The following is a 22,389-nucleotide window of genomic DNA, read 5'->3' on the forward strand; positions in this document are numbered from 1 at the left end:
CGGCAAGGGGAGGAAACAGCCATTCCCCAAAAAGAGCGGCAACCGAACGAAGAGGCCCCACCTCGTGGCAGGGAGGCAGGGCCAGGGAACCGGTTATGGCTCATGCTGCACGAACAATTTGCCGAGTGGGCATTAGGTTCGCGCGAGGTTTGGTACCACCGCAAGATGAAACCAAACTGAAGATATGCCGCGGCAATGGCTGGCTCTTCACCTGCCGTAACCCTCTCAAGAAAGAAAGCCTCATGGATCGAGCGAAACCGTTCGCCTCGGTGTGCTCAACCTTATGCTCGTTGGATGTTGTGCAGGAATTGCTATCCGGGCATGATTGCTGCCTTCGTGCACTGAGGAAAATTTATCCCGATCGAGCGACGCCCGTCGAAAACGCTCGCAACGATCGTAAATGCCAGTGAGGATATGAAAGTGGAAATGGACGCTGATTTATTCTGAAAATAGCACCGGGAGGAGGGCCCCAATGACTATGATCCATCAGTCGCTGTATCGCGAACGGCTGCGATCCGCAAAGGAGGCTGTCGCTCTGATCCCCTCGGGCTCCAAGGTCGCGATGCCGATAGCGGCGGGTCAGCCACCCGCCATTCTTGCGGCGTTGGCTGAGCGGGCTCGGGCCGGAGGCGTCGACAATGTGCGGCTCCACTATCTCCTTTGTACTGGCGTTGCCGGAACCAGCGTTTTCGATTTCGACCTCTGCCACCGGATCATTCCGATAAGCTACTTTCACGGAGGGGTGGAACGTGCGCTCGACAAGAGGCGGTCGGCGGAGGCATTGCCCGCCGTTGACCTCGTGCCCTGTCATTTCAGCCAGGTGCCGCGCTCTCTGGTCGAGCATGTCGGGGTGGATACGCTGATTGCTACGGTCGCGCCGATGGATGCGGACGGCAATTTCAGCCTTGGCGCCAGCACCGACTACGCACTGACAGTATCGCGGAAGCCGGGAATTCGGCTGATCCTCGAAGTCAATGCCAGGATGCCTTATGTGCGGGGCGATTGCATGATCCCCGTATCGAGCGTGACGGCACTGGTCGAAAACGATGTCAGCCTGCCGATCTTGCCTGGCGCTCCAAGCAATGAAGTGGACGATACCATCGGCGCGATCGTTGCAGGCCTGGTGGAAGACGGCGATTGCCTGCAAATGGGTATCGGCGCCTTGCCGGATGCGGTGTGCTCGCGGCTTTCGCACCATCGCAACCTTGGCATCCATACGGAAATGATGACCGGGGGCCTCGCCAATCTGGTCAAGGCGGGCGTGGTCGACAACAGCCGCAAGCAGACGCATGTCGGGCGGTCGATCTTCACCTTCGCGCTCGGAGATCAATCGCTTTACGACTTCCTGCACAGCAATCCGGATATCGAAGCCCATCCGGTCGACTATGTGAACAATCCTTTCGTCATTTCTCAGAACGACCGGGCTGTGTCAGTCAACGCGACGCTGCAGATCGATTTGAACGGGGCATGCAATTCGGAATTCATGAACGGCAGGCAGTTCAGTGCAACCGGCGGCCAGGTCGATTTCGTGCGGGGGGCCTATGCTTCGCGCGGAGGGCGGTCGATCATCGCCTGTCATTCGACCGCGGCAAAAGGCACGCTCTCGCGCATCGTTCCGGCGCTGACCGGGCCGGTGACGACATCGCGCAACGACACTCATATCGTCGTCACGGAATATGGATGGACGAATCTCAAGGGCAAGTCCGTGGCCGAGCGGGCAAAGGCGCTCATTGCGCTGGCCCATCCGGATTTTCGCGAGGAGCTGGACCGGGCAGCCCACGGGGCGGGGCTCTATGCTGGGGGCGACTGATCTCAGCGAAGGATTCATCGTTGAACGCACTCAACTAACTGCGATCTGATTACGCGCAGGCGCTAATCCATTATTGGAATGTCGGCATGAACCGCCACCTCGTAACTCGCCAGGTCATGATTGACGAAGAAGCCACGGCGGGTATCCACCGCAGGCTCCTCTGAAAACGCCTTCCGGCACCCATCATCATCGCACTGATGACCTGGCTGCGGGCGGTGATCGGATTGAGAATGCGTTCGGCCGCCCAGACCGCCAGCATTTTATGAATCCGGCTCTCGCCGGTGGCAATGTCGACTCCAACCTCGACGAACGGCGAGATTGCGCGGTCCTCAGGCTGCAAGCGCACGTCCTCAAAAGTCCTTTTGACCCCATCATTGAGAGTCATCATCGTTCATAAGCAAATCTTCGCACCGTGACGGCGAGTTCTTAAATTCCTGACCCGTCAAGCTGCTGGGCGTCGTCGCCTTCCCAAGGTGCGGGCATCGAGGTGCGATTGAGATTGGCCGAAGGCATCGGCATCCAGCACTTCAATTCCGGCTCGGCATATTCGATGATGTGCCCGGGTGAGGAATCGGAGGCGCGCCAGCCTTCCGCACCGAATTGATCGCCATTCGACCAATATGCGAGATCAACTTCAGCCGGCCCCTGTTCGGACGCGCGGATCGTAACGAGGATCCGACTGCCGTCTTTCGGCGCGTTCGCCATGTGGCGCCAGCGGTCTGGCTCATCCATTGTTTTTCCTCCTGCCTTGCTGCTGCTCGTAAATGTCGCCTCACGATCGAAAACGGTCAACCCAAACTTTGCACGACACATCCCGGCGGCGGGATTTGCCCGCCGGCAAGCTGCTTGCAGCGCGAGGCGGCGCCAGATGCCGGAGGCGAAGAAAGCGGAAACTGCCCGCTCGGCAAGCGCGAGGGATGACAAGGATGGCTCGTGCATCATATTTCTAGCTGACCAGCGGCGTCGCGCCGCGAAGCAGCTTTGACACGGATAGGGGAACTGAGATGCGCAAGTTCAACGTTGTCGTCACCTACGAAACCGAAGCTGATACTGCCGAGGAGGCCGCGTTGCTCATGTACCAGGAGCTGACGAACAAGCAGCCGCCTCTTCATTTTTCCGTGGTGGATGAGTCAAACGCCGCCACCAGCATAATTCTTGATCGGGAAAAGGCAGATGAATTTGCCAGCACCGATCATACTGCCGACCCCGGCAACTGGTGACATGACCGGCACATAGGTCGGGCTGCAGCGATCGACTGTTCGCACGCCGTCAAAGTTTGCTAAGCTGACCCGCATCCCCGACGACATTGTTGAAGACCGGATCATGAGATGCGGGGTCGTGAAAGATCTTGCCGTCCCGGCCGGCCTGATCAGCGCCCATAATGCCGGTTTCGGCTATGCGTTCTGTCGGGCGTTCCCCCAGTCGTTGCGAAAAAGCTTCCCTTGCTCCGTCTCCAGTGACGAATCCGATTTTTTGGACACGCTTAACTATTTGAAATCATTGCGGTGCGACTCTGGCAATTACGTGAAAAATGACAACTAATGACTTTTGAATTTTAGGACAAACTGATACTATCGCTGCGGGGATACTATACTACGAGGCTTAACATGCGGCGTGGCCTGATATCTGGTGTCTTTTTGGCATGGGCCGCGATCGGTGTCTTGGCGGGCCTTGTTCTTGCCGACGAAGATGACATGACGACAGGTGAACGGCTCGCGGCGTTGTTGCGCGCCAGCCGGACGGTCGTCTCGGGCTATCAAAAGCTGATCAACGATGAATCCCTCGGAAAAAAGGATCTCACAGGTCAACGCGTCGTCAACGAGGCGCTGCAGATTTTTGCCCAGCGCAAAGGCGATTCCGTATCGGATCAGAATTACAGCCCTTCAGATAAGCAACTGTTCGATGCGCAGGTCGCCGCGATAAAGGAAGTTGTCGACGAACATCAAAACATGATCGATATGAAGGGTGTGGGCTTCAAGGGGTTCATTCCCTCGACCTTCGCCCGCTTGGTCAATGAACGTTTTTCGGAAAAGGTCGGCGACAAGGCGAAGATGAAGGTGACTGCGCCGGAGGAGCTGATCCGCAATCGAAAGGCGCGGCCGGATGATTGGGAACAGCATGTCATCGAGAGCAAATTTCTGTCTCCCGATTGGCCAAAAGGCAAAGCCTTTACCGAGGAGGTGGAGGTGAGCGGCCGCCCGTCTTTTCGCATGCTGATCCCTGAATATTACTCGGCATCCTGCCTGACGTGTCACGGCGGACCCAAAGGCGAGGTCGATGTAACAGGCTACCCGAAGGAGGGTAAAGCTGAAGGCGATTTAGCCGGTGCGATCAGCATTACGCTTTTCAAATGAGCGCCTACGTCACCATTCCCACACGGATCGGCCGCTTGACGGATCGAAAGATACCGCTTCGCCTTATCTGTCTTTCGGCCGTGCTTTTGGGGGCTCTGCTCCTCAGCGTCGCCTTCATGCTCTATGATCTGCGTGAAAATCAGCGTCGTGTGGAGGAGGCGAATGCGCGCTTTCATATGCTGGACGATGCTGCCAAGGCGCATCGCCATTTTGGCGAGGTCCGCTACTGGCTCACGGATCTGTCGGTCAGCCTTTTGACGCTCTCGGAACGGCGGGCGCAGGACGCCCGCAAAGCGCTGGAACAAGATCTGGTCAGCATCAAGGTCTTCGCGCCCGGGGAAGCGAACACGATCCTGCAGGGCTCTAACGCCTATTATGAAAAAGCAATGCAGGCCGTCGATGCCTATACGAACGACAACAGGGTCATAGGAAACACGCGGCTGGCGGCTGCCAGAAGCTATAGCGATGAAATCGATTCCGTGCTCATGTCGCTCGAACAGCGTCTCAAGAACGAGGCCGATCTGGCGCGTGATGCGGCCGATGCATCGGCGCGCAGCACCTATATGCGTGCTCTGATCGCGGCCGCGGTGACGACGCTCGCCTGCATTCTGATGACCTGGCTGGTGCTGCGCTCCATCCTGGTGCCGCTCGGCCGCATCGACAAAGCGATGACCCAACTGACCAGGGGGCAGGAGAATGTCGAACTGCCTCCAGAAGGCAGCGATGAATTCGGAAAGCTGTCAAAGACGCTGCGGTTGCTGCGTGACAGCCAAGCGGAGCGCCGCGAGCTTGAAGCGGCTGCCGAGCGCCAGCGCAACACCGTGATGACGGCCATCGAAACCATCCCCGATGGGTTCGCATTCTTTGACGCGAACGATCGCCTGGTTCTAGTCAACCAACGCTATCTTCAACTGTTTCCGGACACTGCGGACCTGATGACGCCTGGGAGGGCATTCGAAGACATCGTTCGCGCGCAGGCAGAACGCGGCACAACCGATGTCGGAAGCGGCGGCATTGAGAGTTGGATCGCCGAGGCCATGCAGCGTCACCATGAGCCGCGCGGCATGATCGAGCGGCAATTCGCCAATGGAACATGGCTGCGCATCGCCAAGCGAAAGACGCCCGAGGGCGGCACCGTGGCGGTCTACACGGATATATCGGATTTGAAAAACCGCCAGGCGGAGCTGGAGGAGGCAAAGCGTGGCGCTGAGGTTGCCAGCGAAGAAAAGAGCCGTTTCCTCGCCTCCATGAGCCATGAGCTGCGCACTCCTTTGAATGCGATCATCGGTTATAGCGAAATGCTCATCGAGGATGCCAGCGATCTCGGACAGACCGAATTCATTGCGGATCTCAATAAAATCATGGGTTCGGGACGCCATCTCCTGGCGCTTATCAACGACGTTCTCGATCTTTCCAAAATCGAGGCGGGCAAGATGGAGCTTTACGTCGAACGTCTCAGTCTAAAACAGCTCCTTGCCGATGTTCAAAATACCGTCGCGCCGCTGATTGCCAAAAAGGGCAACCGTCTGCTGGTGAGTGCCTCCGTGGAGCCGGACCAAATCGAGACCGATAAGACTAAGTTGCGGCAGAATTTATTCAACCTTCTCTCGAACGCCGCCAAATTTACTGAGAATGGAGAGATCAGGCTTTCGGTGCGGCGTTATGAGGACGAAGCGGCCGAATGGCTTGAATTTGCCGTCGGTGACAGCGGAATCGGCATGACGAAGGAGCAGCAGAAGAAGCTGTTCCATGCATTCGTACAGGTGGATTCCTCGACGACGCGCAATTACGGCGGGACCGGCCTCGGTCTGACCATCACGCAGCATTTCGTCAAGATGATGGGTGGTGCCATAGCCGTCGAGAGTGAATTCGGAAAGGGCTCGACCTTCCGTTTCACGATCCCCGCGGTCAGCAGAACAGATACCGTCCAGGAAAATACGCCGCAAAGCGATATCTTGGAAGATGGGGGCGCGCGTCCAACAGTCCTGGTAATTGATGATGAGGCGCGGGCTCGCAAATTCGTCTCCGACGCCGTTCGCGGCGCAGGCTTTGCCGTGATCGAAGCCACGGGTGGAGAGGAAGGTCTGGCAAAAATCCGTAAATTGCACCCGGACGCAATCGTGCTTGACGTGATCATGCCGGGTCAGGACGGTTGGTCCGTGCTGCGCGAAATCAAATCGGACAAGGCAGTCTGCGACATTCCCGTCATTCTCGCGACGGTCGTGGCAGATCGCGAAATGGGCCTTGCCTTTGGCGCTGTCGACCATCTGATCAAGCCGATCGATCCCCGGCAACTCGTCGAGACCCTGAACGCAGTCGCCGGCGAAGCACGCCATGATGTGCTTATCGTCGATGATGATCCCGCGACGCGCGATCTTTTCCGCCGGGTGCTGGTCCGCGAGGGTTGGAGGGTTCGGGAGGCGGCTGACGGTCATCATGGCCTTGAGCAACTCGAGGCCGGGCGGCCGACGATCATGGTTCTAGATCTGATGATGCCGAATATGGATGGTTTCACGCTCCTTCAGACCGTCAAGGACAGGCACGACCTGGCAGATATCCCGGTCGTCATCGTCACGTCGAAAGATTTGACGCGAGAGGAGCTGGATTGGTTGGGTGTTCGCGCCAAGGAAGTGGTCAGAAAGGGAACGAAAGGTCGCACCGATCTGATCGCAGCTTTAAAGCGGCATCTTCCGCAAAAGGAAGAGGCTTGAGCAGAGAGGTTGGCATGGTCAAAATTCTTCTCGTCGAGGACAATGAGATGAACCGCGATATGCTCTCCCGCCGCTTGGAGAAGCGCGGTTACGAAGTTGTCAGCGCGACCGACGGGCTTGCCGGGGTCGAGGCCGCCGTGACTGTGCGACCGGACCTGGTTTTGATGGATATGAGCCTTCCCGTCATCGACGGCTGGGAAGCAACGAAGCGGATCAAAAGAAATCCTGTCACGGCTGGCATACCTGTGATCGCACTCACCGCCCACGCCATGGCCGGCGACCGGGAAAAGGCAATCGAGGCGGGTTGTGACGACTACGACACCAAACCGATCGAACTGCCGGGTCTGCTGGACAAGATCGTGCGTTTGACCGGAGGATGACGATCGTGGCCCCATCTCGCGACATCGGGCATCGCATGTACATCGCCAGAATCGCCCAAAACATCGTCGATCCGGCTCAGGCCATTCTGGGCTATCAGGAGCTGATTACGGAGGAGGTGCGTGAGGCGGGACCCAGCGGTGCCTTGCCGGACCTTGAAAGAATATTGAGCGCCGCGCGAGAGCTGAATACATTGATCAAGCGGCTTCTCGACATCGAAACGCCGGATTGTGGGAATGCGCCCTCACTCGATAAGCTGTTGCGGCATGATCTCAGAACACCGATGAATGCCATTCTCGGCTATTCCGAGATGTTGATCGAGGACTTTGCCGATACATTGCCGGCGCGTCTGCTGGAGGATGTGTCGAAGGTCATTCGTGAAAGCCGCAATTTGCTGGCGCAGATTGACGAAACACTCGATGGGTCAGCCGCCGATGCGGATCAGGAATTGCAGCTTAAAGTCGACGGAACGATCGCCGCCGATCTCGCGAGGACAATGGCGACCCGTTCTTCGGCCGTCACGGAACGCGCAGGACGTATCCTCATCGTCGACGACACGGCTTCAAATCGCGATCTCCTGTCCAGGCGCCTGCGCCGCGATGGACACACCGTTGTCGCGGCAAGCTCCGGCGACGAGGCGCTTTGTATCTTCGATCAGCAGGAATTCGATCTCGTATTGGCCGATGTCCTGATGCCGGACATGAACGGCATAGAGCTTCTCAGCCAGCTTAAGGCGAACCGACATTTTCGCGAGATCCCCGTCGTGATGATTTCCGGTTTGAAGGATGACGACGCCGTTGCCCGTTGCATCGAGGCAGGGGCGGAGGACTATCTCCGCAAACCGATAAATCCCGTCCTGCTTAAGGCGCGCATTGCCGCCTGCCTTGAGCGTCGTCGTTGGCGAACGCGCGAGAAGCAATATCTGGCGCAGATAGAATTCGAGAAGGAGCGGGCAAATACTTTACTTCACGCCGTTCTTCCGAAACAGGTCGTGAAGCGGCTGGCGGACGGAGAGGAAGTGATCGCCGATCGTATCGATATGGTGACTATCGTCTTCGCCGACATCGTCAACTTCACGGAATTTGCCGCACGAACGCCTGCCGCAGCGCTGGTGCGAAGACTGGGAGACCTGTTTAGTCGCTTCGACGCACTTGCGGATCAATATGGCATCGAAAAGATCAAGACGATCGGAGATGCCTATATGGCGGCATCGGGACTGCCGGACTCTCGCGAGGATCACGCCGTCGCGGGCGTCGCATTCGCCAAGGCACTGCTGGCGGAAATGTCCGGGGGCATCGCTGATGGACCAGTGCTCACCTTGCGGATCGGCATTCACAGCGGGCCGGTCATCGCCGGCCTGATCGGTCGGAAACGCTTTGTGTATGATGTCTGGGGACACACGGTCAATGTCGCCAGCCGCATGGAGTCCTGCGGCGTACCGGGTCAAATTCAAATATCTCAAACGACCTTCGATGCAATTGGCGAAGGCCGTATGCCGGCCCGCAGGCAAAGCATGAATATTCGCGGCATCGGAAGATGCACCACCTATCTTTTGGAATAGCGGGGGTCGCTTGGCGGATAATAAGCGGTCTCGCGGCGGCGATCCTGGTCTCATGAATGTTGCAGATTTCGCTCGGCGGCTTTGTCGGTCAGCCGTTGCGCCAGGCTTTTACCGGCTCTTGCTCAATCGGCAGCGACGGGCATGTCACGCTCGATGCGCCCACGCAGAGGTCGTTCCGGCATGAGGTGGAAGGCAAGGAGCGACAGTGCCATTGCGACGGCACAGCCAAGGAAAATGTAGGCGAAGGGCATTCCGAGCGTGTTTGCGGTGTTCAGCGCCGGCACGCTCTCACCAGCAAGCGGCAGACCATTGCCGAGCGCGATGGCGCCGAGGGCCGCAACGCCGAGCGCTCCGCCAAGCGAACGCAGGAAGGTCAACAGGCCCGTCGCGACGCCGAGATGGGCCTGATCGACCGCATTCTGAACGGAAACGGTGGCGACCGGAAATGTCGTGCCGGTGCCGAGGCCCGCGCCTACGGTCAGAAGCTCGAGCATAAACAATGAGATGCGACCGGCGAGAAACGCCAGCGCCGCGAGGCAAATCAGGCTGAATAGCGCGCCGGCAACAGCGATCATCTTATATCGGACAATGCGTGGAATCGCCCGCCCGCTCGCCATGGCGCCGAGCACTGTGCCCAGCAGCAGGCCGAGCATGGCAATGCCCGAGTTGCTGGCGGAAAGACCGTGAACTGATTGCAGATAGACGGGAAGATAGACCGACAGGCCGACATTGGCGGACTGTACGGTAAACATCGCCAGCGTTCCGTACCGCACGACGGGGTTGCTCAGAACTTCAAGCGAGATCAGGGGCTCCGCAGTGTGTCGCAGGCGTAGGCCAAACATGATCCACAGGACGACCGAAGAGCCCAGCAGTCCGATTATGCTCGATGACAACCACGAATAGCGGCTGCCGCCCCAGTTGAGAGCAAGCAGCAACAGCGCGGTCGCGGCGACGAGTAAGGCCGCGCCGACTGCGTCGATGCGATGCGCGCGACCAACCACGGGCAATTTCTTCAAGGGATTATTGATGATCGCCAGCGCCACCAGCCCGAGCGGGATGTTGATCCAGAAGATCAGGGACCAATGGAGATGCTGGGCGAAAGTGCCGCCAAGCAGCGGCCCGGCGATGCTCGCAACGGCCCATGTGCCGGAAATCCAGGCGGCATAGCGCGCGCGTTCGCGCGGTGGCACGAGGTCGCCGATGACCGTTTGCGAGAGTGCGAACAGGCCGCCGCCACCCAGACCCTGCACGGCGCGGCCGATGATCAGCACCAACATATTTGGCGCCAGCGCACTGATGACCGAACCGAGCAGGAAAATGATGATGGCGGCGAAGATAGTCGAGCGCCGTCCATGGACATCCGATATCTTGCCGTAAAGCGGCGCCATGGCGGTCGCCGTCAGGAGATAGCCGGTCACCAGCCAGGGCAGGTATTCGGCATGTCCGATCGCCTTGCCGATCGTCGGCATCGCAGGAGCAACGATCGTCTGATCGAGCGCGGCCAGAAGCATAGAAAGAAGCACGCCCGCGATTATGATGTTCTTCTCCGATTCCGACGGAACCGATGCGGCGGCGGCGCTTTCATTCGGAGGGCTTGCTTTGTTCATTCTGTCAGGCCCACTTTCCGGCAGCTCAGCAAATTTTCAGTCTCAGCGAAGTCCTACAGCGACGCCATGCGATCGCCAATCCCCCGGCGGCCATCATGAACTCTCCAGGTGACGGAAGCCGGAAGGATTATTGCGCAATGACGCAGTCGCCGCTCAACCAGAGGAACGGTCAATTGATCAATCGACAGGCGTCGCACAAACCTACGGAGGTGTGATCCCACTGCGCTCACGCCGTGCTCTGCTCCATCGCTAGTTCTGCTTGCAGGCTTTCGGTATCGCGGAAGATCGTGGCGACAGCCAAAACACGCCCGCCGCGCTTGAAGCGCAGGAGGCAGTCTTTTGCGGCAATGTCACCTTCGACCTCGATAGCATCCCATCCCTCGGCATGGCCGACATAGTTGATCGGAATGTCGTAATGCTGGCTCCAGAAGAATGGCACATCCGTAAATGTCTTCCGGCGTCCGAGCATGTTGAGCGCCGCGGCAGCACCCTGCCTCTCAGCCACCACCCAGTGCTCCACCCTGATGTTCTCGCCGCTGTGGGGATCGGGCCAGCGTGCGATATCGCCGGCAGCATATATGCCCGGCACGCTGGTCTCGAGATAGGCATCGACGAGAACGCCCCGATCGGTGGCAATACCGGCCGCTTCGGCGAGATCGACCCGCGGCCGCACGCCGATGCCGGCAACGACCATGTCGGCGGCAAGGGCGCTGCCGCTGTTCAGCAGGACCTCGCCCGCGCCGATGCTCGCAGCGCCATCCCGAAGGTGGAAGACGACGCCATTTTTCTCGTGCAGGGCGCGAATGAAGTCGCCCATTTGCGGGCCAAGCACCCGTTCCATCGGGCGTTCCTCGGGCGCCACCACATGCACTTCGACACCACGGGTCCGAAGCGAGGCGGCAACCTCGAGGCCGATGAAGCTCGCACCGAGCACGACAGCGCGCCGTGCCGCACCGCTCTGCGCGATGATCCTGCGGCTGTCGGCAAGCGAGCGCAGGGTGTGGACATGAGGCTGATCGGCGCCGGGTATGGTCAGACGGACGGGTTCGGCACCGGTCGCGAGCAGCAGTCTATCAAAGGCGACCTTCGCCCCATCGGCGAGCACGACCTCGCTGGCCCGAACATCGATGCCGGTGACCTTGGTTCCGAGACGCAAGTCGATGTTGTTCTTGGCATAAAAGCCTTCTTTGCGGAGCGGGATCCAGTCTTCGGGAGCTTTGCCTGCGAGATAATCCTTCGAGAGGTTGGGGCGGTCGACCGGCAATGCCTCGTCGTCGCTGATCATGAGGATAGCGCCCTGATATTGTTCGCGTCGCAATCTCTCGGCAGCGGCGAAGCCCGCTGCGCCACCGCCGACAATGACGATCCTTTCCGGAGGAGCACCCGCATTGCTTTCGCGCGGGGCAGGAGAGGGTTTCTTGCGCTTCTCGCCGACAAAAATCCTTCCGCCGCGCTGCTCGACCGACCAGCAGGCGAGCGATGATAGCGCAGGCGCGCGCAGGGCCTCTCCGGTGCGCAGGTCGAAGCAGGCGTGATGCCACGGGCAGCGGACGCTCTCATCGACGACGAGGCCGTCGACCAGCGGCCCGCCATAGTGCGAACAGGTTGCGGTGACGGCGAATATCTCCTCTCCTCGGCGCACCAGCAGCACGGGCTCACCGTCGCGATGGCCGACCAGCTTGCCGCCATCAGGAAGATCGGTGAGTGCAATGCCGAGGGCCAGTTCGGGTCCGCTCGGCTCTGAATGGGTACTGGCCATTTTTTCCTCCCTCAAAGGCCTGCCGATATCGTCCGTTGCAGCGCTCGGTTGTCCGGCAGGAGGCGTCCCTTCAATTTTCCGCTATTCCAACTCTGAGGCAAATGAATTTGGTGTGCAGTCGAGCGGAATTTTTTGGTGGAGTCAGGTGCAGCGCTCTCGCAGACCGTCTCAACATAGCATCGCCTGCGCCAAAAGAGCTCATCATGCATGATCGGAGAAGTTTTAAAAACCAGCTCTGGCGTCGAAAGCACCTGTTCGTGTTGTCGAGGTCGCGTTCACCGAGATCCGGCTGACAAGCCGGAAGTTAGGACATGGAGGCCTTGATCAGACCAAGGTCCAATTCTCAATGTATTTTTTTTGGGATATTAACCTCTTGCCCCGTCGTCGACACCATTGCCACCCGTGTCGGCGGCCCACCCTGTCACCAAAGTAACTTCTGGTGACAGGGCCATAATTAGCGATCGATGCATCTTTGTCCTCACTTCCGCCGGTGGGGTGGCCCACGTCCGGCGAAAGCCAGGAGCGGCAGTTCTGGCCGCTGATAACAAAGACCCGTCACCTTGTGAGGTGACGAGCAACGTGTTCAGCAGTGCCGCTCTGAGAACTAAGCCGAAAAGAGCGACATTCAGTCCAACGACAGTGGCTTAGCGTACTTGATCTGAAGAACGCCACACCGGGTTACCGGTTCCCGGCAAATTCTTGAAATTGTCATGACGAAAATACGGGTTTCTGTTCGCGAATGCGCGAGAAAAGAGGAAGGAAAGGATGACCAGCAGGTATCTCAGCAAGCGCGATTTTGCTCTCAGTTCAGTTGACCTGGACGTCTGTCAGCGCGCCTTCGACGTCATTCTGCTCAAGAGGAATATTACGCGTAAAAGCCAAGAGGGAGAGGAGGTGGCAGCAATGATCATCGAGCTCTTCAGGGAAGGGGTGCACGACGAACACCAGCTCGTCGCCCTGGTTGGAATTAACGACAGCCATGGCGCCTTTCAGCAAATAAATTCTCGCATTGATGGAACAAATTGGATGGGACGTCATTTCCGATATTGGTCGGGATGTTCCCCCACTTTCCGACTGGCCAACCGGCCATCTAAGGCAACCCGTCGTTGGCGGCGCCCCTGCCAGCGGCGGGTTCCTGGAGCACTCCGGGCGACCTTCCGAGGCCTGGCGAATCCTCATCGCAGCGATAGACCCTCAGCGTTCCTCGCGTGCGCAGCATATGTGCACACGCCGAGTCCAGCAGGGCGGAGCAGATGGGCTTTACGAGAACACTCCCAATCCGGCAATCGATGCTGATCAAGCTGAATTATGCCGGCCGGACAAACTTGTTGAGGTGCATCATCGTCGATATCACGTCGCCGGTATTTATGCGCCTGCGTACCGGCCTATCGCCGATTGGCAAAATTCTCTCCGAAATGATGCTGGAATGGCCTTGTGTCGCCTGGTTGCCGCCAACGACGACAATGTGTCGTTCGTCGTCGAAGCGTCTGAAGAAGGCTACGTGACCCAATCCAATGTCCCGTCCCGTCGACGGGCTTACGCACGTGAACACCGCCAGGTCACCCTCCTGCGGTGACTCGACAGCCTCGAAGGCTGGCGGCAGGAACGATTGCGACCATGCGCTCGAGCTGCCTACCCCGCCATTGCGGCGAATGCAGAAATTGATGAAGGCAGCGCACCATGGAATTGGGTCGTTTAGTGGATGGAGCGCTGCAGCCTCCAAAAATTCGGCAATAAGAGGGTTGAGTGGTGCGGGCGGCGGTTGTTGCGAAATGACAGCAGGTTTGCGTTCGAAGTAGCGGTCGATGAAACTCTGCGCAATGTCGATCGGGCGTGGTCCCGTCGGCGTTGAGGCAAGCACCTCATGAGTTTGTTTGATTTCCGTCGGTGTCGGAGCCGAGCGTCGCCCATGGCGCTCTGGTGTGGCGGTCCGGGGAGGCGGATATTGAAGTTGGACGATAGTCTCGCGACCAGTTTTAGCTCCAAAGGCAATCCTGGACCGTAGAACCGGAACACCGCCCGCAATCATTGCCAAAAGCACGCGCCGCGTAATCATACGACACCTCCACGCGAAGGTTACTTCTTAGCTGCCAGTAGCTGTAACACGCAGAGAGGAGAACGGTTTCAATGAAGGAGGCGGCAGGAGCGAGTCGGACAATTCCTCGCTACATGTCTTATTTTATATCTTTCTAATGGATAGCTCGCTATCGTGCGGCGGTTCAATGGGAGGATTTGAATGCAATACGTCGAGCCGAAGAAGGTAATCCACAAAACGGCGACCCGCGTATGGTCAGTCAAGGATTTTTGCAGAGAGCACAGAGTGTCCGGCGAAGAGGAAGCTCGGCTTCTTCAGCTTTTTGGGCAGTTCGCGACGGCTTGCGAGTTGCGATACAATACGATGCGCAAGCCGAAATGGCGTTAAGTGCACGGCGAGGGGAAGGCCAAGGCGTAGCCGTTGCACCGGCTGAGCGCCCCTCGTCATCACAAAACGGTTTCAAATAGCGGTATCAAGGCTGCACCGATTGCGCCGGGGGCGTCGACCACTTGTGCCACGGCAAGGCTCGGAACATCACGCAATACGCCATGACGGGGTAGATTGTTGAATTCGGTCCGTTCGATGAGCATTCCTGCCAGCGAATGCGGGAGCTCGCCGCCAAGGACGATCAATGCCGGGTCGAAGACGGCACAGATCGCATTGATGGCTTGATTATGCGCGGGCGCGACGCGGTCGAGCCACTCCGCAACGCCGTCCAGATCCACTAGGGATTCCTTCTTCAGGTCCTTCAGCGTTAAGTCCGAATGCCCTTTAGCGTGAAGATGTTGAAGCAGACGACTAAGGGCTGGGCGATCGTCGTAGTCCTGACGACCGAAGAGAACGGAATATTCGCCGGCATTGCCGAAACTGCCGCGAAACGGCATCCCTCCGGAAACGAGTCCGCCGCCATATCCGTGGAGATGAGCAATATAGGCGAAATCCGCGACGTTCCGGCCGACACCGAAGATCGCTTCCGCCAAGGCGGCGGTTCTGGCCACGTTGTCGGCCCAAACCGGCAGGCCGAGTTGTTCTCCAAGGATAGGCGCAAGGTCGATTAAGGACCAATGAGCGAGCGGCAGAGGGCAGTTGAAGGCCGTTTCCAGCATGCGGTGGCCGGCGACTGCCAGACCGACGCCGAGGACGTCGCGGCGCGCGGCGTTCCGGCGGGCGAGAAGTTCTTCGACCGCCGCTTCGATCCGCCCCATCTCTACGGCGAGCGACGATCCTTCCTGCGGAATTTCCATGTTTTCCAATGGTTCTCCGAACCCCATGAGACAGAGGCCAATCGAGCCGACGTTCACGGAGATGCCGAGCGTCAAGCACCAGTCCTTGCAAAGCGTGAGCTCGGGACTGGGCGGTCCGGGGCGCCGGGTTTCCGACGGGGAAAAGACAATCATGCCTCGATCGTGAAGTCGCCCGACGATCCTGTGCAGCGATTGCTGGGTGAGTTCGAGCGGCTCGGTCAAATCAGAGCGTTCGATTCCCGGCGTTTTCCAGACGAGTCGCAAAAGGTCTCGCTCATTGCGGGATGCCACACGCGGAGGCTGAGAATCCCGCAGAAAATGGTTCGCAACGTGGTTTAGAGGGGCGTACTTCATTTTCGGATCATTTTAATTTACACTATAAGTGTGAAAACTGCTATAAGGCCAAGGAACGATCTTGGATTGGGACGTCCTTAGCTCATCGAGACTGACCAATCCAGCGGAGCTGGCAGTGTTTGGCGGAGACGGGGAAACCGCCCAGATGCCGGGTTGGAGAGGGCGATTGGACCCGGCGAGTTGCGGAAATGGGAGAGAGCCGAACGGCATGGTATCGTTGACATCTCAGACTCCGGCGCGCGCTCACGAGCCCAATTACGGCTTCGTACCGACGCATGAAGGCAATGACTTCGAGTCGATGGTGCGAGCCTTTACCGCAGGCTATGGCGTTTTCGGCGCGAAGCCGCTGAGCAATGATCGAAGCTTTGCCTGGGCAGCGGATTTGCGAACGAGCGGAACGCTTACAGCGATTCATTCGGCCTATCGGAATTCCTGGGAAATTCGAACGCTCGACGAGACCCCGCAGCATCTTGCGTTCTACATTCCGCACGCGGGGTCTTTTCGGCTGAACGTCGGGAAGAGGACGGTCGAGGGCGGAGCGGGTCGCATTCTCATAGCCAACAATCATGAGGCCGGTAGTCGTCTGATCCAAGGCGAGCCTCACTGCTCGGACGCTCTCTTCCTGGATTGGAAAGTGATGAAGCGAACGCTTTTTTCGCTGCTGGAAACGCCGACCCTCGAATCGCTTGACCTCGAGCCCGTTATAGACCTCGCAACACCGTCGGGCCGGCTTATCGGCAACCTGGCGCAAACGATCGTGCAGGGCATGCGCAATGGCGGTCCGCTTCTATCCTCGCCGCTTGCCGTATCGACGATGAGCGAAACGCTCGCAGACCTGGTGATCCGATTTACCCGCCATCGTCTTTCCGGCCATTTCGAAAAAAAGAAGGTATCGACGGTCGCTCCTTGGCATGTCCGGCGCGCCATCGACTATATGCATGCCAATATTGCCGAGCCCTTCACCATGTCGATGGTGGCTGATGAAGTCGGCATTTCAATCCGCGCGCTGCAAACGGGCTTCAAGACCTTCCGTGGAACGTCACCGGGCGCTTACCTACGCACAATCAGGCTGAAAGCCGTTCACGACCAGTTGCGAGATCCCTTTAACCAGCAAAGCCTTCGCGACATCTGCACCAGATGGGGCTTTTTTCATGCGGGCAGATTTTCTGCGACCTACCGCAGCGCTTTTGGGGAAAGCCCGAGGGATACGCGCTTGCGAGCCGTCTTTAACCCGGCTGCGACCGCACAGGTTTTCAGCGTGTCACCGTAATGTCCGTCTGACCCACCGAGGCTTCCGGGTCTCGGCTGAATGCCGCCATTGAACGGGAGGCGGCACGTACCGCGGCGCCCATAGGCTGCGAAACGGTGCGTGCTCGACCGGCGTCGAGCGTTTGCGTCATGGCGCGCCATGGTCTCCGCAAGCAACCTTGCAGGCCGTTCTGTGTGGCGCGACCCATCGCTATAGAAGGCTATCCATTTTGCGATATCGCGATCCAAAACGTGCAGCAAACTGCATCTGCCGGAGCAAGTAATGCGCTTTATTAAGGTTCATCCGATCAACTGCAATGTGCTTACTTTTCGTCTTCCTTGCCGCTCAAATGAATTGCGCGAACCCTCCAGATGAAAGTCCGACCGGATGTATGACACCTCCTGTCCATGCTGCCGCCAGGAGAATCCATATGGTCAGCCCATTTCTCTCGCATAAGGTCGACTGGCAAACGAACACTGCGCTTGAGGTCAGCGATCCGATCGCCTCTCCCGGCGCAATTTCCGGCACGACCGAGCCCGGCCGACACCGGAAGCTCGCGGAAGCGCATGAATTTGCGGAAACGATCATCGCTGCGATTCCCGACATCCTGTTCGAGATGGATCGAAACGGGCGGTATCTACAGATATGGACAAAGCACCCGGAACTGCTGGCTGCGACCAAACAACAACTGCTGGGCAAAACGGTAAACGACGTCCTCCCGCCCGAAGACGCGGCTGCCGCGCTGCGCGCTGTCCGCGAGGCTGACGAAAAGGGCGTTAGCGACTGCCACGTCATTCGCATCGTTCAACAGGACGGAGAGCCTCGATGGTTCGAACATCACGTCGCAAAGAAGGCGGGCAGTGAAACATCCTCCCAAACGTTTCTTGTTTTGTCACGGGATGTTACCGAACGGAAATTGGCAGAGCATATTCTCGACGAAGCGAGAACACGCCTCCTCACCGTGCTCCAGACCATACCCGATATGGTGTGGATGAAGGATATGGACGGCGCTTATCTCCTTTGCAATCACGCCTTTGAGCATCTGGTCGGCAAATCGGAGTCCGAAATTATCGGCAAAACGGATCTTGATCTATTTGACACCGACGTCGCCCGCGTACTTCGCGAAAGAGAGCTGGCGATCGATGCCGGAGGCGCCGTTATCAATGAGAGATGGGTTATACACCAAGGCAGCGGACAACGCATTCTTCTGGAAATACGAAAGGTTCCGATCATCGGCGCGGAAGGAAAGACGACAGGCGTTCTTGGCGTGGCCCGCGACATTACCGAGTTGAATGCCTCCCGCGAAAAAATTCACCGAATGGCCTTCTACGATTCGCTTACGGATTTGCCGAACCGGGAACTGTTTTATGAGCGCTTGCGGCAAGCGATGGCCGATGCTCACTCCCATCGTCAACTGGTAGGCGTCATGATGATGGACATCGACCATTTCAAAGCCGTCAACGACACGATGGGACACCCGGTCGGCGATGAACTGCTCTGCCAAGCGGCCAGACGGTTCCAGGCAAGCGTGCGCACCGCTGATACAGTGGCACGTCTCAGCGGCGACGAATTCGCCATCCTTCTGCCATCCATCCGGCACGCGAATGACTTGGCCGATATCGCCGCCGAGATGCTCAAAACATTCGACGAACCCTTCCTGCTGGACGGCAAGGAGGTCTTCGTCTCGTGCAGCATCGGGATCGCTTTCCATCCCGACCACAGCGCCGATGCAAACGATCTCGTCAAATATGCCGATTCCGCAATGTATTTGGCAAAGCGTCTGGGGCGGGGAGGCTTCCAATTCTATTCGAGGCAACTGACAGAAGACGCCCAACACCGCCTGATGCTGGAATCCGAATTGCGCCGGGCCATAGAGCGCGGCGAACTCGAAGTGTATTACCAACCCAAAGTGCTCGTTGAAAACGGCATGATGGTCGGCTCGGAGGCTCTGCTGCGATGGCATCATGGAAAGATGGGTATGGTTCCTCCGGCCCAGTTCATTCCGATTGCCGAGGACACTGGATTGATCGCGGATTTGGGTCGGTGGGTATTTCGCGAAGCCTGTCGAACTGCGGCACAACTAAACGCCGACGGCTCGGTGCCTCACAAAGTGGCGATCAATTTCTCATCCAGGCAGTTCCAGCGATCCGATCTCGTGCAAATGGTAACCGAGATTCTCGATGAAACCGCCTGCCACGCTGAATGGATCGAGATTGAAATCACCGAAAGCCTTCTTCTTGATCAACAATACGAAACGCTGGCCACTCTTTGCGCCCTTCGGACGAAGGGAATCTCAATTGCCATCGATGATTTCGGTACCGGCTATTCGGCGTTGAATTACTTGGCCCGCTTTCCCATCGACACCTTGAAAATCGATCGTTCATTCATCAGCAGTGACGACAAGCGCAGCGCGGAACTTGTCAAAGCCATTCTCTCGATTGCCCGTTGCCTTGGGCAAAGCGTGGTGGCGGAAGGCGTCGAAACGGTCGAACAGGCGGCGTTTCTGAGGGCTAGCGGATGCGACGCGGCACAAGGCTTCTTGTACAGCAAGCCCCTCCCCAAAGCCGAATTCGTGAAGCTGCCGCAGTTCTTGAGCATTTGATCGGTATCGATCCGATGCGAGACCGAATGTAGTTTTGCCAGTAGCGAATGATTATATTGCTAGATCCGCAATGTTGATCGATAACCTTCATGTAGAATATAAATATATCAAAAGATGTACTGGATAAATATAGGTGTGTTCGGCTATATTAGAAATGTCCGGACAAGAAATTTCGTAAAAATGCCTTGTTCCGGCAATGTTTGGAAATATTTCCGAGCATGATTGCTGTTAATTCGTACCCGGTCCTGAGCTTTCATACGCTCTTGGTCACCCGCATGCCGGCTTCGTCAGACGCCCCCAACATGAATGGCGGAGCCGGTTTTTCTTCTCCTCCTCGCCCTCCCAACCTCCGCCAAGCGCCTTGTTGAGGGCGACGTAATCGCTGGCGATCGACGCCTGGCTCTCGATCAGTGCTTCTTCCGCGCTGTAAAGCGACCGCTCGGCATCGAGCACATCGAGGAAATCGGTCACGCCGGCTTGATTGAGTGTGCGGGAGAGGTCCGTTGCCCGGCGATAGGAGGCGGCCGAAGAGCTGAGCTTGCTGTGTTTCAGCCGTTCCTGGGTGAGCGATACCACTGCATTTTCGACGTCCTCCATGGCGGAGAGAACGGCAGCCTGGTAGGCGACATAATATTGGTCACGCTTAGCCTTGGCGACGTCGACTGCCGCCTTGAGCTGACCACCCTGGAAGATCGGCACGGTAATCGACGGACCGACCGACCAGCCGATGGTCGATTTCTTGCCGAGATCTGAAATGCTGGCCGCAGACGATGCGATATCGCCCGTGAGCGAGATTGACGGATAGCGATTGGCTTCGGCCTGCCCGATCTTCGCCGTGTATTGGGCAAGCTGCCGCTCTGCGAGGCGGACATCGGGCCGGGAGTTCAAAATGTCGGCGGGAATGCCGATCGAAACCGTGATCGTCGGCTTTGGGATGGGACCGCCGGCTTTCAATCGCTCCTCCAGCGCTGCCGGCGGCTTGCCGAGAAGTACGCTGAGGCGATGGACCGCTGTGGCATAGGAAATCTCATAGGTCGGGATGTCAGCTTCCGTGCTGCTTGCCAGCGCATCCGCCTTGGCGGCATCGACGCCGGTAGCGCTGCCGGCCTTGAATTCGGCCTGCGTCAAGGCTGCCGTCTTGCGCTGCGAGACGGCGGTGCGCCGTGCAAGATCTCGCAGGGCCTGATATTCCCGGGCCTGAACATAATAGGAAGCGACGTCGCCGACGAGGGTCAGCATCGTATCGCGCAGTTCTTCGTCGGCGGCTTCGACGCCATATTTCGCGGCTTCCGCCGCGCGCTTATTGCCGCCGAAAAGGTCGAGCTCCCAGCTTGCATCGAATCCCGCCTGGTATTGCGAATAGATCGTCGCTTCAGAACTTGTATCGGATGCCGCCGTCCTTGTCCGCGCCGCCGATGCCGTTCCATCGAGAGAGGGCAGCAGCGCGCCCTTCTGCTCGCGGTAGCTCGCCCGCGCTTCGCGGATCTTCGCCTTGGCCGAAGCGACATCGAGGTTGCCCGCGACCGCTTCCTCGATCAACGCATCCAGCGTCGGATCTTTGAGCTGTCTCCACCACCGCGAGAGCTGCGGGGATTTGGCGAGTTGGGTCTTGGTGCCCCAATGAGAAGGCATCGTCAGCGCCGGCTTACGATAGTCAGGCCCGACGACGCATCCGGTGAGTGCCATGGAAAGTACGACGGGAGCAATGATGACCGAAACGCGCTTATGGAAATGAGAACATATCTGCAAAGGCATATCTCTGGTTTGCATGTCAGCCGTGGCGGCAGAACGCACCTGATATCTCGACAAAGGATATCATCGGAGGGATTGGTCCGGAGATGCCGGGCGGGGCACCTCCGGACCTGTCAGCCCTTCGCGGGCCACTTCGTCCAACCGACGAGGATCGCACGAACTGCGTCCGGGGGGCCGATCTTCGTCGGATGGAGAAGAAGACAAAATGGATTATGCATGAAGGCGGAAGCCTGTGGCTTCTACCGGAACCGGCCTGGACGCGGATCGAGCGTCCGTTCGGCATCCTCAAGCTTTTGAAGCTGATAAGCCGTCAGAACGGTGCGAAGCGCAGCCGCTTTGTCTTTCAGCACGCGAGCCTTGTCTGCACGCTCCAGCATGTGATCGGCGATCTCCTCCCCGAACAGTTCGGACGCATTTGCCGCAGGGATATCAGACGGCTTCATCTCGGCCTCGGCAGCGGGTCCTGGCGGCGTATGGTCCGGAAAATCGAGAAAGTCCGTCAATGCGGCGGTATAGTCCCTCCAGGCATCAAGCTGCGCGACACGGATACCGATCACGGTTTCCAGGGCCGATAGTCTGCTTGCGAGCTCCAATGCATGATCCGGCCGAGGAGGGAAACCGGCACCCATCTCAGGTGGCGGTGGGGGAAAGGGCAAACCGTTCTCGAGTGCCATCCTATGGCCCTCCAACCCAGGGTCGCGGAAAAAATCGAGGCATCGCCCGGTTTCCATCCCCATCCCGTGCGGCGGAGGTTCCATCTTCTCGGCGCCGCCGGCGGGCTGTTCGGTGGCCGGCATGGGCGGCTGTTGGGCAAGAGCCGGAACATTCATGCCGCTAATGGCTGTTGACATCAAAGTCGCGATAATACGCATATGTCTCATGATCAGTGCCTTAGAATCCGCTTCAATTCACGGATGCCAGGCTAGCTGGAGCATATAAACGGCGTGCGTCTTTACGTTTCCGAGTATTTCTC

General features: G+C 58.2%; 16 protein-coding genes and 1 pseudogene. 8 read left to right on the plus strand and 9 right to left on the minus strand.

Annotated features, from left to right (window positions below):
- Positions 1-472: 472 nt before the first annotated feature.
- The gene (locus K290_RS0124160) at positions 473-1,810 is read left to right on the plus strand and encodes an acetyl-CoA hydrolase/transferase family protein (protein ID WP_028754238.1); all 1,338 of its coding nucleotides are present in this window, start codon (positions 473-475) and stop codon (positions 1,808-1,810) included.
- 74 nt (positions 1,811-1,884) lie between these two features.
- On the opposite strand, the pseudogene K290_RS0124165 reads toward K290_RS0124160, so the two are convergent.
- Positions 1,885-2,120: pseudogene (locus tag K290_RS0124165) on the minus strand (molybdopterin cofactor-binding domain-containing protein); the annotation flags it as partial.
- Between the two features lie 116 nt (positions 2,121-2,236).
- On the minus strand, positions 2,237-2,542 hold the full coding sequence (locus K290_RS0124170; RefSeq protein ID WP_028754240.1) for a hypothetical protein: 306 nt from the start codon (positions 2,540-2,542) through the stop codon (positions 2,237-2,239).
- Between the two features lie 272 nt (positions 2,543-2,814).
- Here K290_RS0124170 and K290_RS0124180 point away from each other — a divergent pair, with 272 nt between their 5' ends.
- From K290_RS0124180 to K290_RS0124205, 5 genes are all read left to right on the plus strand, one after another.
- On the plus strand, positions 2,815-3,030 hold the full coding sequence (locus K290_RS0124180) for a hypothetical protein (protein ID WP_028754241.1): 216 nt from the start codon (positions 2,815-2,817) through the stop codon (positions 3,028-3,030).
- Between the two features lie 474 nt (positions 3,031-3,504).
- The gene (locus K290_RS0124190) at positions 3,505-4,164 is read left to right on the plus strand and encodes a Tll0287-like domain-containing protein (RefSeq protein WP_245276651.1); all 660 of its coding nucleotides are present in this window, start codon (positions 3,505-3,507) and stop codon (positions 4,162-4,164) included.
- The gene (locus tag K290_RS0124195) at positions 4,161-6,875 is read left to right on the plus strand and encodes an ATP-binding response regulator (RefSeq protein WP_028754243.1); all 2,715 of its coding nucleotides are present in this window, start codon (positions 4,161-4,163) and stop codon (positions 6,873-6,875) included. Before K290_RS0124190 ends, K290_RS0124195 begins: the two co-directional genes overlap by 4 nt.
- A gap of 14 nt (positions 6,876-6,889) precedes the next feature.
- Positions 6,890-7,255, plus strand: coding sequence for a response regulator (locus K290_RS0124200; RefSeq protein ID WP_028754244.1), 366 nt, complete (start codon positions 6,890-6,892; stop codon positions 7,253-7,255).
- Complete coding sequence (locus K290_RS0124205) at positions 7,252-8,814, plus strand: adenylate/guanylate cyclase domain-containing protein (RefSeq protein WP_051264198.1); 1,563 nt, start codon at positions 7,252-7,254, stop codon at positions 8,812-8,814. Before K290_RS0124200 ends, K290_RS0124205 begins: the two co-directional genes overlap by 4 nt.
- Before the next feature lie 122 nt (positions 8,815-8,936).
- Here K290_RS0124205 and K290_RS0124210 read toward each other — a convergent pair whose 3' ends face one another.
- From K290_RS0124210 to K290_RS0124235, 5 genes are all read right to left on the minus strand, one after another.
- Positions 8,937-10,421: an MDR family MFS transporter gene (locus K290_RS0124210; RefSeq protein WP_028754246.1), complete on the minus strand. Its 1,485-nt coding sequence runs from the start codon at positions 10,419-10,421 to the stop codon at positions 8,937-8,939.
- 226 nt (positions 10,422-10,647) lie between these two features.
- Complete coding sequence (locus K290_RS0124215) at positions 10,648-12,180, minus strand: FAD-dependent oxidoreductase (RefSeq protein ID WP_028754247.1); 1,533 nt, start codon at positions 12,178-12,180, stop codon at positions 10,648-10,650.
- Positions 12,181-12,987: 807 nt separating this feature from the next.
- Positions 12,988-13,161, minus strand: coding sequence for a hypothetical protein (locus K290_RS37440; protein WP_154668657.1), 174 nt, complete (start codon positions 13,159-13,161; stop codon positions 12,988-12,990).
- Between the two features lie 325 nt (positions 13,162-13,486).
- On the minus strand, positions 13,487-14,236 hold the full coding sequence (locus tag K290_RS35925) for a CHAP domain-containing protein (protein WP_081670425.1): 750 nt from the start codon (positions 14,234-14,236) through the stop codon (positions 13,487-13,489).
- Positions 14,237-14,661: 425 nt separating this feature from the next.
- Positions 14,662-15,813, minus strand: coding sequence for an ROK family transcriptional regulator (locus tag K290_RS0124235; RefSeq protein WP_028754250.1), 1,152 nt, complete (start codon positions 15,811-15,813; stop codon positions 14,662-14,664).
- Between the two features lie 208 nt (positions 15,814-16,021).
- Between K290_RS0124235 and K290_RS34885 the strand changes: the two genes are divergently transcribed.
- On the plus strand, positions 16,022-17,083 hold the full coding sequence (locus K290_RS34885) for an AraC family transcriptional regulator (protein ID WP_037136136.1): 1,062 nt from the start codon (positions 16,022-16,024) through the stop codon (positions 17,081-17,083).
- 409 nt (positions 17,084-17,492) lie between these two features.
- Complete coding sequence (locus tag K290_RS34890) at positions 17,493-19,664, plus strand: putative bifunctional diguanylate cyclase/phosphodiesterase (RefSeq protein WP_051264200.1); 2,172 nt, start codon at positions 17,493-17,495, stop codon at positions 19,662-19,664.
- 267 nt (positions 19,665-19,931) lie between these two features.
- Here the strand turns inward: K290_RS34890 and K290_RS34895 are convergent, their stop codons facing one another.
- Together K290_RS34895 and K290_RS34900 are read right to left on the minus strand one after the other, a co-directional pair.
- Positions 19,932-21,350, minus strand: a complete 1,419-nt coding sequence (locus K290_RS34895) for an efflux transporter outer membrane subunit (protein ID WP_245276658.1) — start codon at positions 21,348-21,350, stop codon at positions 19,932-19,934.
- A 305-nt stretch (positions 21,351-21,655) separates the two neighbouring features.
- Positions 21,656-22,090, minus strand: coding sequence for a hypothetical protein (locus K290_RS34900; RefSeq protein ID WP_245276655.1), 435 nt, complete (start codon positions 22,088-22,090; stop codon positions 21,656-21,658).
- Positions 22,091-22,389: the final 299 nt, after the last annotated feature.

Source organism: Rhizobium leucaenae USDA 9039 (assembly GCF_000426285.1).
Lineage (GTDB): Bacteria > Pseudomonadota > Alphaproteobacteria > Rhizobiales > Rhizobiaceae > Rhizobium > Rhizobium leucaenae.

What these genes read in the sequence shown, in the direction of transcription:
- K290_RS35925 (WP_081670425.1), bottom strand. Translation starts at nt 14,236, where the DNA reads ATGATTACGCGGCGCGTGCTTTTGGCAATGATTGCGGGCGGTGTTCCG.
- K290_RS0124170 (WP_028754240.1), bottom strand. Translation starts at nt 2,542, where the DNA reads ATGGATGAGCCAGACCGCTGGCGCCACATGGCGAACGCGCCGAAAGAC.
- K290_RS0124190 (WP_245276651.1), top strand. Translation starts at nt 3,505, where the DNA reads ATGACGACAGGTGAACGGCTCGCGGCGTTGTTGCGCGCCAGCCGGACG.
- K290_RS0124235 (WP_028754250.1), bottom strand. Translation starts at nt 15,813, where the DNA reads ATGAAGTACGCCCCTCTAAACCACGTTGCGAACCATTTTCTGCGGGAT.
- K290_RS34895 (WP_245276658.1), bottom strand. Translation starts at nt 21,350, where the DNA reads ATGGCACTCACCGGATGCGTCGTCGGGCCTGACTATCGTAAGCCGGCG.
- K290_RS0124205 (WP_051264198.1), top strand. Translation starts at nt 7,252, where the DNA reads ATGACGATCGTGGCCCCATCTCGCGACATCGGGCATCGCATGTACATC.
- K290_RS0124195 (WP_028754243.1), top strand. Translation starts at nt 4,161, where the DNA reads ATGAGCGCCTACGTCACCATTCCCACACGGATCGGCCGCTTGACGGAT.
- K290_RS34900 (WP_245276655.1), bottom strand. Translation starts at nt 22,090, where the DNA reads ATGGCACTCGAGAACGGTTTGCCCTTTCCCCCACCGCCACCTGAGATG.
- K290_RS0124160 (WP_028754238.1), top strand. Translation starts at nt 473, where the DNA reads ATGACTATGATCCATCAGTCGCTGTATCGCGAACGGCTGCGATCCGCA.
- K290_RS34885 (WP_037136136.1), top strand. Translation starts at nt 16,022, where the DNA reads ATGGTATCGTTGACATCTCAGACTCCGGCGCGCGCTCACGAGCCCAAT.
- K290_RS37440 (WP_154668657.1), bottom strand. Translation starts at nt 13,161, where the DNA reads ATGGCTGTCGTTAATTCCAACCAGGGCGACGAGCTGGTGTTCGTCGTG.
- K290_RS34890 (WP_051264200.1), top strand. Translation starts at nt 17,493, where the DNA reads ATGGTCAGCCCATTTCTCTCGCATAAGGTCGACTGGCAAACGAACACT.
- K290_RS0124210 (WP_028754246.1), bottom strand. Translation starts at nt 10,421, where the DNA reads ATGAACAAAGCAAGCCCTCCGAATGAAAGCGCCGCCGCCGCATCGGTT.
- K290_RS0124200 (WP_028754244.1), top strand. Translation starts at nt 6,890, where the DNA reads ATGGTCAAAATTCTTCTCGTCGAGGACAATGAGATGAACCGCGATATG.
- K290_RS0124215 (WP_028754247.1), bottom strand. Translation starts at nt 12,180, where the DNA reads ATGGCCAGTACCCATTCAGAGCCGAGCGGACCCGAACTGGCCCTCGGC.
- K290_RS0124180 (WP_028754241.1), top strand. Translation starts at nt 2,815, where the DNA reads ATGCGCAAGTTCAACGTTGTCGTCACCTACGAAACCGAAGCTGATACT.